Genomic DNA, 9,709 nt, shown 5'->3' with positions numbered 1-9,709 from the left:
CAAAGCCACCCGGTCAGGTCAGTCGGGTCCGTAGTCGGGCCATCGTCATTCAGCGCAAGACCGGCCGGCCGGTGCAATTCGAGTTGCTCGAACCTGCTCGTACTAGCATCCTGGCATGGCTGGAGGCCAGGGGCGGAACGCTCCACGACTATGCCTTCCGAAGTAGGCTCGACGGCATCACGCACATCAGCACGAGGCAGTATGCGCGGTTGGTCGATGAGTGGGTCTCGGGCATTGGGCTTCGAAGCGAGGACTATGGGACCCATTCCCTGCGTCGCACGAAGGCGTCGTTGATCTACAAGCGGACCGGCAACCCGCGTGCTGTTCAGATACTGCTCGGCCATACAAAAATCGAGAGCACGGTCAGGTACCTCGGTGTCGACGTCGAGGATGCTCTGACCCTGGCCGAAGGAACTGAGATTTGAGACTTCGGCCTCTCGGCTTCAGTGTCGAGGGGCTTCGAAACCAGCCCGGCAGCAGTGCGCCCATCTCGACCATTCAGCGGACTCTCGTCCTTGCCCGAAAGCGGACCCCGATGTGATGACTCTGATCTACTTGTAGCCGAGCGAGCGCCCGACCTTGCGGTAGAGGCAAGACCTACGCACCACAGTTACAAGCGTCGATCGCCAAGGCCGCCATGTTCGTCGGACCCGACGGAGATCTATCTCGCTGCTGAGATCACGGTTGGGCCACTGATTAAAGTGGCTTCCCAATGCCCCCGCAATGCGACGCACGACCTGCGCAAAGCGAGGCTGCCCGTGGCGCACCGCGTCACCGAAAGCTCCGCTCCGGACCGATGAACCGATCGCCCGCGAACCAAAATTATGCGGCTCGCCGCAGGACGAAGCCCAGATCCGCATCTGATCACGAGTGAGATGACCCAATTTGCCCGGAAAGTTCAGCGATTTGTGCAGCCGGTGCCGCGAAAATAAGCATCGAAGCGCTTGCGAGTGATCAAAAAAAATCTCAGACTTCCCAGCAGTGAAAATTTTTGATCGGCTGGAGCGTCGTGGCATCGGACCATGAGGAGCTGTCTGTCGCGCAGCGGATCGCGCAAGCGTTTCCGGCGCTTAGCTCCGCTCACCGAGACGTCGCCCGCTTCGTCCTTGATCATCCGTTGCGCGCTGCGACCCTGCCCGTTAATGAGCTTGCCGACTTGGTCGGCGTCTCAGTCGCCACCGCTAATCGGTTTGCCCGCGCTGTGGGCTATGAGGGCTACGCAAAGTTCCGCGCGGCCCTCGTCCTCGGCTATGAGAAGGCGCTCGCACCGGTCGAGAAGCTGCGCGGCGGCCGAGATCAAACCGCTACCGCGTCCGGCATCCTCGACGGAGCCTTGGCCGACATCGTCCGCAACATTGAAGCGACACGCCGCGGGCTCGACGGCCAGACCTGTGCGCAGGCCGTCGAGGCGATCCGCCGGGCCCGACGGGTCTACATTGTTGGGCTGGGCAGCAGCAGCTGGCCAGCCGGCATCCTGGCGCGCAACCTCGACGTCAACCGCGAGGACGTCCATCTGCTGGCAACCCTGGAGGGGCCCGGCTTCGCCGCCCGGACTCTGCGCCGGCTGACGACCGACGACCTCGTCATCGCGCTCGCAACCCCGCGGTACTTCGCCGACACGGTGCGGCTGGCCGAGATCGCCCGGAAGCACGGCGCCGCGGTCCTGGCGCTGACCGACGGACCGCACTCGCCCCTCGTCGCCACCGCTACGATCGCGCTCTACGTGCAGACTGACTGCCACTACTTCGCCGCCTCGGATGCCAGCCTGACGGCCCTCGTCGAGGCCCTGGCGAGTGCCTTCGCCCACGCCACCGTGGATCTCGTCCCGGCCGCGACGCGGGTGACGGAAGCCGTCCTGCCCTGGCTCGACCGCGACTACGCCGCCTGGCCGCCGCAGGGCGGAACCGACGACCTGCCCGACACCCCGCCTCCGGGAACCGTTCCATGAGCGACCATCGCCCCGTACTCGTGATCCACGGCGGCGCCGGGACGATCGCGTCGGGCCAGGCCGATCCCGGCGAAGCGTGCTTTCACGCGGCCCTCGCCGAGATCCTGGCGGCCGGAGCGGCCTGCCTCGCCGCCGGCGGCAGCGCCCTCGACGCCGTGAGCCGCGCCGTCGACCTCCTGGAGGAGTGCCCGCTCTTCAATGCCGGCCACGGCGCCGTCTTCACCAGCGCCGAGACCCACGAACTCGACGCCGCGATTATGGACGGCGCCACCCTGCGGGCCGGTGCCGTCGCGGGAGTCGCGCGGGTGCGCCGGCCCGGCCGCGCCGCCCGCGCGGTGATGGGGGCGGGCGAGCACGTCCTGATGGCCGGGGCTGGCGCCGAGGCCTTCGCGGAGCAGCACGGTCTGGAGATGGTCGAACCGGATTTCTTCTCGACGGAGGCCCGCCGCGACCAGCTCCGCCGGGCACTGGCCGCCGGGCAGGTCGCCCTCGACCACGATACGGCGTCGGGGCCCCTCGACGAGACCCGCAAGTTCGGCACGGTGGGCGCCGTCGCCCTCGACCGGGACGGCCATCTCGCCGCCCTGACCTCGACCGGCGGCATGACCAACAAGCGTCCCGGCCGGATCGGCGACTCGCCGCTGATCGGCGCGGGCACCTACGCGGACGACCGGACCGCCGCCGTCTCCTGCACCGGCACGGGAGAAGCCTTCATCCGCGTCGCGGCGGCGCACGATGTCTGCGCGCGCATGGCCTACGGGGGCCAGGACCTCGCGGCGGCGGCCCGGGCGGTGGTCGAGGACGCGCTCCCGGCGGTCGGGGGCCGCGGCGGACTGATCGCTGTCGACGCGCGCGGCCGTGTCGCGATGCCGTTCAACACCGAGGGCATGTATCGCGGCCTCGTCCGCCCCGGCGAGGCGCCAACCACCGCGATCTTCGGCGAGTCCCGCCGCGTCCCAGCTCCCGCGCGCTGAGATCCGACATGCCGACCATCGCAGCCGGAACCGGCTCTCCCACCGCGATGCCCGACGGACGCGTCGTCTCCGTCACCGGCCTCACCGTCGGCTTCGCGACCTCCGAGCGGGTCGTGGAGGCGGTCCGCGACCTGTCGTTCCACGTCGATGCCGGCGAGACCCTGGCGATCGTCGGCGAGTCCGGGTCCGGCAAGTCCGTGACCTCGCTGAGCCTGATGCGCCTCGTCGAGCACGGCGGCGGCCGGATCGCGGCCGGGCAGATGCTGTTCCGGCGCAACTCGGGCGAGATCCTCGATCTCGCCGCAGCCCCGAACGCCAAGATGCGGGCGATCCGCGGCGCCGAGATCGCGATGATCTTCCAGGAGCCGATGACCTCCCTGAACCCGGTCTTCACCGCTGGGGACCAGATCGCGGAATCGATCCGCGTCCACCAGGGGAAGAGCGCCTCCGCCGCCCGGGCCGAAACTCTGCGGATGCTCGACCTCGTGCGCATCCCTGAGGCGCGCAACGTCCTCACGCGCTACCCGCACCAGCTCTCCGGCGGCATGCGCCAGCGCGTGATGATCGCCATGGCCCTATCCTGCAAGCCGCAGCTGCTCATCGCCGACGAGCCGACCACGGCCCTCGACGTCACGATCCAGGCGCAGATCCTTGAGCTGATCCGCAGCCTCCAGGCCGAGATGAGGATGGGCGTCGTCTTCATCACCCACGACATGGGCGTCGTGGCCGAGATCGCCGACCGCGTGCTGGTCATGTACCGCGGCGACAAGGTCGAGGAGGGGGCGGCGCCCGCGCTCTTCGCCGCGCCACGCCACGCCTACACCCGGGCGCTGCTCGCGGCCGTGCCCAAGCTCGGCGCCATGGCGGGCAGCGACCTGCCGCGGAAATTCGACCTGCTGCGGGCCGAGGCCCGGGAACAGCCGACAGGGCAGGCGGCCCCAGCCGCGGTCGACGCGCCCCATGACACCGTTCGCGCCGGCGCTGGGCCGATCCTGCGGGTGCGCGACCTCGTCACCCGGTTCGACATCCGCGGTGGCCTGCTGAACCGCGTGCGCCGCCGCGTCCACGCGGTGGAGCGGGTCAGCTTCGATCTCCATCCCGGCGAGACCCTGGCCCTCGTGGGCGAATCCGGCTGCGGCAAGTCCACGACGGGCCGCTCGCTCCTGCGCCTCGTGGAGAGCGAGAGCGGCCTGATCGAGTTCGACGGCGGCAACGTCCGCGACCTGCCCCCCAGCCGGCTCCGCGGTCTGCGGCGTAACATTCAGTTCATCTTCCAAGACCCCTACGCGTCCCTCGATCCTCGCCTGACTGTGGGCTTCTCGATCATGGAGCCGCTGCTGGTCCACGGGATCGCAACGCGCCGCGAGGCCGAGGCGCGGGTGGCGTGGCTGCTCGAGCGCGTTGGGCTGACCCCCGACCAGGCCCAGCGCTACCCGCACGAGTTCTCGGGCGGGCAGCGGCAGCGCATCGCTATCGCCCGGGCCCTCGCCCTAAACCCGAAGGTCATCGTCGCCGACGAGGCGGTCTCGGCCCTTGACGTCTCGATCCAGGCGCAGATCGTGAACCTGATGCTCGACCTCCAGCGGGAGTTCGGCCTCGCCTACCTCTTCATAAGCCACGACATGGCGGTGGTCGAGCGGATCAGCCACCGGGTGGCGGTGATGTATCTCGGCCAGATCGTCGAGATCGGGCCGCGCCGGGCGATCTTCGAGAACCCGCAGCACCCCTACACCCGCAAGCTAATGGCGGCGGTTCCGGTCGCCGACCCGGCCCACCGGCACCTGCGCGCCCGCCGGCTCCTGACCGACGAGATCCCGAGCCCCGTCCGGGCGATCGGCGACGAGCCGCAGGTCGCGCCTCTCGTCGAGATCGGCCCCGGTCATCTCGTCGCCCGCCACACGGTCGGCGGCCTCGCCGCCTGACACCGCCTATCCCCGCCAGCAGGATCGTCCCATGCCCCGAGGTCTGACCATGTTCGAGCGCTTCCTCCTCGCCGCCGGCCTGCTCGCCGTGGCGGCCGCGCCCGCCGCCGCGGCGGGCGACCCGATCCTGGCGATCAGTGGCCAGCCCGAGACCCTCGACCCGTACAACACCAACACGACGCTCACGACCGCCGTCACCAAGTCGTTCTACGAGGGCCTCTTCGGCTTCGACAAGGATCTGAAGGTCCGCAACGTCCTGGCCGAGAGCTACGAGAGCTCGCCAGACGGCCTCGTCTACACGTTCAAGCTGCGCGAGGGCGTCAAATTCCACGACGACACGACGTTCGATGCCGCTGCGGTCAAGGCCAACCTCGACCGCGTCCTCGACCCGGAGAATCACCTCGCGCGGTACAACCAGTTCAACCGCATCAAGACGATCGAGGTGCTCTCGCCCGCAAGCCTGCGCATCACCCTGAAGGAGGCCTTCGGGCCGTTCATCAACTCGCTGGCCCACGCCTCGGCGGCGATCATCTCGCCCACGGCCCTGAAGAAGTACGGCAAGGACATTGCCTTCCATCCGGTCGGCACCGGACCGTTCACCTTCGTCGACTGGAAGCAGACCGACTACGTCAAGGGTGCCAAGTTCGCCGATTACTGGCAGGCCGGCTTCCCGAAGGTCGACACCATCACGTGGAAGCCGGTGCCCGAGAACGGCACCCGCGCCGCCATGCTGCAGACCGGAGAGGCCGATTTCGCCTTCCCGCTGCCCTACGAGCAGGCCAAGATGCTCGAATCCAACAAGAAGCTGAAAATCGAGGTCCACGCCTCGATCATCGAGCGGTATCTCAGCATGAACGTGCTGCAGAAACCGTTCGACGACCTGCGCGTCCGACAGGCGATCAACTACGCGATCAACAAGGAGGCGTTGGCCAAGGTCGCCTTCTCGGGCTACGCCTTCCCCGCGCAGGGCATCGTCCCGCAGGGCGTGCGCTACGCCCACAAGATGGATCCGTGGCCCTACGACCCGGCCAAGGCGCGCCAACTCCTGAAGGAGGCCGGCTACGCCAACGGCTTCGAGGCGACCCTCTGGAGCGCCTACACCACCACCACCGCCCAGAAGGCGATCCAGTTCCTCCAGCAGCAGCTCGGCCAGGTCGGCATCAAGGTCCAGACCCTGGCCCTGGAGCCCGGCCAGCGCACCGAGTGGGTGCAGACCGCCCCCGATCCGAAGACCGCGCGCGTCCGCCTCTACTATGCCGGCTGGTCGTCCTCCACCGGCGAGGCCGATTGGGGCCTGCGGCCGCTGCTGGCGACGGAGGCGTGGCCGCCCAAGCTGAACAACACCGCCTACTACAGCAACGCCGAGTTCGACGCCCTCCTCGCTAAGGCACTGGTCTCGACGAACGACGCGGAGCGGGCCGAGCTCTACGCCAAGGCGCAGGAGATCGTGATGAAGGACGCCCCCTGGGCGCCGCTTGTCACCGAGCAGAACCTTTACGCGACCTCCGCGCGGCTCTCCGGCGTGTACGTCATGCCCGACGGCAACATCGATTCCGGCGAAATCGCTGTCGCGCAGTAGCCGCCGATCGCGGACGCTGCGCCGGGTGGCCCGATCGACGGCCATCCCGGCGCGGCGCTCCCGCGCGATCGCCTCACGAAAACCCCGGATCCCGGGCGCGAGCCTATGCTGACCTTCCTGCTCAAGCGGCTCCTCGGGCTGCTGCCGACGCTGCTGATCGTCTCGGTGCTGGTCTTCCTGTTCGTCCATCTGCTGCCCGGTGATCCGGCCCGGCTGGCGGCCGGGCAGGATGCCGACGCCCAGACGGTGGCCCTGGTGCGCACAGAGCTCGGCCTCGACCGGCCCTTGCCGGAACAGTTCGTGCGCTACTTCGCCAACCTCGCCCGCGGCGATCTCGGCGTCTCGATCCGCGCCCGCCGCCCGGTCTCGACCGAGATCGGCGAGCGCTTCCTGCCGACCCTCCTGCTCACCCTCACCAGCATGGCCTGGGCGGTCGCCTTCGGGCTGATCATCGGCATCGTCTCGGCGGTCTACCGCAACGAATGGCCCGACCGGGTCGGGATGACGCTCGCCGTGTCCGGCATCTCGTTTCCCGCCTTCGCGCTCGGCATCCTCCTGATGCAAATCTTCTCGGTCGAGCTCGGCTGGCTGCCAACCGTCGGCGCCGACACGTGGCGGCACTACGTGCTGCCGTCGCTGACACTGGGCGCGGCCGTGGCCGCTGTGATGGCCCGCTTCACCCGCGCGGCATTCGTGGAGGTCATCGGCGAGGATTTCGTGCGAACCGCCCGGGCAAAGGGCCTCAAGGAGCGCGTTGTCATCGCCAAGCACTGCCTGCGCAACGCTTTGATCCCGGTCGTGACCATGATGGGCCTGCAGTTCGGCTTCCTGCTCGGCGGCTCGATCGTCGTGGAGGCGGTGTTCAACTGGCCCGGCATGGGTCGCCTGCTCGTCGATGCCGTCAACCAGCGCGACTATCCGGTGATCCAGGCCCTAGTCCTGCTGTTCTCGCTGGAGTTCATCCTGATCAACCTGGTTGTGGACGTGCTCTACGGCCTCATCAACCCGACCATCCGCTACAGGTGAGCCGGCCGTGACCGACATCCTCGTCCCCGCCGCGCCCACCGTTGCGCCCGTCCCCACCGGCATCCGGACGCCGTGGTCGGAATTTTGGCGCAAGTTTCGGCGCCAGCGCGTCGCTGTCGTCGCCCTGGGCTTCATCGGCCTGCTGGTCGTGGTGGCTGTGCTGGCCCCGTGGATCGTGCCCTACGACCCGGTCAACGACTTCGACTACGACCGGATCAACGAGGGGCCCTCGCTCGCGCACTGGCTCGGCGTCGATCCCCTTGGGCGCGACATCCTGAGCCGCATCGTCGAAGGCGCGCGGATCTCCCTGGCGACCGGATTCCTCTCGGTCGCCGTCGGCGGCCTCGTCGGGACCGTGCTCGGTCTCCTAGCTGGCTACTACGGCGGCTGGTGGGACCGGATCGTCATGCGCATGTCCGACGTGCTGTTCGCCTTCCCGGGCATCCTGCTGGCGCTCGGCGTCGTCGCCATCCTGGGCTCCGGGCTCGTCAACGTCGTCGTGGCGGTGTCGGTCTTCAGCGTCCCGGCCTTCGCGCGCCTCGTGCGCGGCACGACACTGGTCCTGAAGAACAGCACCTACATCGAGGCCGCGCGAAGCATCGGCGCTCCCGACCGGACGATTATCCTGCGCCACATCCTGCCTGGCACGATCTCGGGCATCGTGGTCTACTTCACCATGCGGCTGGGTACCTCGATCATCACGGCCGCGAGTCTGTCCTTCCTCGGCATGGGCGCGCAGCCGCCGACGCCCGAATGGGGCGCCATGCTGAACGAGGCCCGCGCCGACATGGTTTCGGCGCCGCACGTCGCGCTGTTCCCGAGCCTGGCGATCTTCTTCACGGTGCTAGCCTTCAACCTCCTTGGGGACGGCCTCCGGGACGCCCTCGACCCGAAAATCGACCGCCTGTGACGCCGGCCGCTCTCCCGCGCCCAGCGCCTCGCGTCGGCCGCCTGCCGCGGGGTCCGCGCGACGCAATCACCGACGTCCCGGGCGTGACGGTCGGTCATTGCACGCTGGCCGAGGGCGACGTTCAGACTGGCGTCACGGTCGTGCGGCCGCACGGCGGCGATCCCTACCGGGACCGCGTTCCGGCGGCCAGCGTTGTGCTGAACGGCTTCGGCAAGTCCGTCGGCCTGATGCAGGTCGAGGAGCTCGGTGTGCTGGAGACGCCGATCGCCCTAACCAACACCTACGCGGTGCCGGCGGTGGCCGCCGCCCAGATCCGCGCCGCGATCGCTGACAATCCGGAGATCGGGCGCGCACTGCCGACGCTGAACCCACTCGTCTTCGAGTGCAACGATGGCTACCTCAACGACCTTCAGCGCATGGCCGTGGAGGCGTCCCATTACCACGACGCCCTGGACGCGGCCGGCGCCGCCGTCGTGGAAGGGTCGGTCGGGGCCGGGCGCGGGATGTCGAGCTTCGGGCTCAAGGGCGGCATCGGCACCGCCTCCCGGCGGGTCCGCACGCGCGCGCAGGGCCGGTTCACGCTGGGCTCGCTCGTCCTGTCGAATTTCGGCAAGCTGTCCCAGATCCGGGTCTGCGGCGCGCCGCTCGCCGCCCAGCTCCGGGTCGCCGGCGGGGAGCTAAAATCCATGGCGGCCCCCCCGGAGAAGGGCTCGATCATCATGATCCTCGCCACCGACGCGCCCCTCGACGCGCGCCAGCTTCGCCGCCTCGCCCTACGGGCCGGGGCGGGCCTCGCCCGGACCGGCTCGGTGTTCGGCCACGGCAGCGGCGACATCGCGCTTGCCTTCTCGACTGCCTACACGGTGCCGCAAGATCCCGCCCGCCCGATGCCGGCGCCCGCCCTGCTGCACGACGCGGCGCTCGACCCGCTGTTCGAGGCCGCCGCGGACGGGATCGAGCAGGCGATCATCCACGCCCTCTGGCGGGCCGAGGCGGTCACGGGCCGCGACGGCCACCGGCGGGAGGCCCTGACCGATCTCCTGCCCGGCTGGGCCGGTATCCTCGGAGCCTAAGCGATGCTCGTCCTGATCTCGACAGATATCAAGGGCGTCGCCGGGATCTATCATGGCGTCCAGACGACGCCGGGCAAACCCGAATGCGAGCGCGCGGCTGCTGATGACCGCTCTCGGGGCCGACGTGAACATTGCGGAACAGCAGGGTTGTGCCGGTATTAGCCCGTCCGCGTTTCCGGTGGCCCTTCTTCGAAGCGGACGCGCCGCTTTCGGCCAGCATCTGCCATCACGAAACGCCCGCCTGAACGTCTCAGAAGGGTGGATTTCTGCCGGTCCG

Annotated in this window: 10 protein-coding genes; 9 read left to right on the top strand and 1 reads right to left on the bottom strand. The window is 69.0% G+C overall.

The window, feature by feature from the left end; translation table 11 throughout:
• Window positions 1–425: tyrosine-type recombinase/integrase (locus WYO_RS26665; RefSeq protein WP_007568599.1), on the top strand; the 425-nt coding region annotated here is incomplete at its 5' end.
• Between the two features lie 473 nt (window positions 426–898).
• Here WYO_RS26665 and WYO_RS31835 read toward each other — a convergent pair.
• Window positions 899–1,114 carry a hypothetical protein gene (locus WYO_RS31835; RefSeq protein ID WP_165486583.1) on the bottom strand — a complete coding sequence of 72 codons (216 nt, stop codon included), beginning with the start codon at window positions 1,112–1,114 and terminating at the stop codon, window positions 899–901.
• Between WYO_RS31835 and WYO_RS26660 the strand changes: the two genes are divergently transcribed.
• The 8 genes from WYO_RS26660 to WYO_RS32040 form a co-directional block, all read left to right on the top strand.
• A complete protein-coding gene (locus tag WYO_RS26660; protein WP_007568597.1) occupies window positions 1,010–1,948 on the top strand; it encodes a MurR/RpiR family transcriptional regulator in 939 nt (312 codons plus the stop codon). The two genes, WYO_RS31835 and WYO_RS26660, sit on opposite strands and share 105 nt — an antisense overlap.
• Window positions 1,945–2,922, top strand: a complete 978-nt coding sequence (locus WYO_RS26655; protein ID WP_007568595.1) for an isoaspartyl peptidase/L-asparaginase — start codon at window positions 1,945–1,947, stop codon at window positions 2,920–2,922. Before WYO_RS26660 ends, WYO_RS26655 begins: the two co-directional genes overlap by 4 nt.
• A gap of 8 nt (window positions 2,923–2,930) precedes the next feature.
• Window positions 2,931–4,844 (top strand): dipeptide ABC transporter ATP-binding protein, encoded by a 1,914-nt coding sequence (locus WYO_RS26650; protein WP_007568593.1) that lies wholly within the window; start codon window positions 2,931–2,933, stop codon window positions 4,842–4,844.
• 31 nt (window positions 4,845–4,875) lie between these two features.
• Entirely contained in the window at window positions 4,876–6,423 is a 1,548-nt protein-coding gene (gsiB, locus tag WYO_RS26645; RefSeq protein ID WP_244424319.1) for a glutathione ABC transporter substrate-binding protein GsiB, read from the top strand.
• Between the two features lie 105 nt (window positions 6,424–6,528).
• A complete protein-coding gene (gene gsiC / locus WYO_RS26640; RefSeq protein ID WP_007568589.1) occupies window positions 6,529–7,449 on the top strand; it encodes a glutathione ABC transporter permease GsiC in 921 nt (306 codons plus the stop codon).
• Window positions 7,450–7,456: 7 nt separating this feature from the next.
• Entirely contained in the window at window positions 7,457–8,359 is a 903-nt protein-coding gene (gsiD, locus tag WYO_RS26635) for a glutathione ABC transporter permease GsiD (protein ID WP_007568587.1), read from the top strand.
• Window positions 8,356–9,432: a P1 family peptidase gene (locus WYO_RS26630; RefSeq protein WP_007568585.1), complete on the top strand. Its 1,077-nt coding sequence runs from the start codon at window positions 8,356–8,358 to the stop codon at window positions 9,430–9,432. The genes gsiD and WYO_RS26630 overlap by 4 nt, the downstream gene beginning before the upstream one ends.
• A gap of 52 nt (window positions 9,433–9,484) precedes the next feature.
• A partial coding sequence (locus WYO_RS32040; protein WP_210160733.1) for a hypothetical protein occupies window positions 9,485–9,709 on the top strand: 225 nt, incomplete at its 3' end.

It is taken from the genome of Methylobacterium sp. GXF4 (assembly GCF_000272495.1).
Classification (GTDB): domain Bacteria; phylum Pseudomonadota; class Alphaproteobacteria; order Rhizobiales; family Beijerinckiaceae; genus Methylobacterium; species Methylobacterium brachiatum.
This window is presented reverse-complemented; position numbering and strand designations above follow the sequence as displayed.

Coding starts and splice junctions, on each gene's coding strand:
- WYO_RS26650 (WP_007568593.1), top strand. CDS start 2,931: ATGCCGACCATCGCAGCCGGAACCGGCTCTCCCACCGCGATGCCCGAC.
- WYO_RS26655 (WP_007568595.1), top strand. CDS start 1,945: ATGAGCGACCATCGCCCCGTACTCGTGATCCACGGCGGCGCCGGGACG.
- gsiC (WP_007568589.1), top strand. CDS start 6,529: ATGCTGACCTTCCTGCTCAAGCGGCTCCTCGGGCTGCTGCCGACGCTG.
- gsiB (WP_244424319.1), top strand. CDS start 4,876: ATGCCCCGAGGTCTGACCATGTTCGAGCGCTTCCTCCTCGCCGCCGGC.
- WYO_RS31835 (WP_165486583.1), bottom strand. CDS start 1,114: ATGATCAAGGACGAAGCGGGCGACGTCTCGGTGAGCGGAGCTAAGCGC.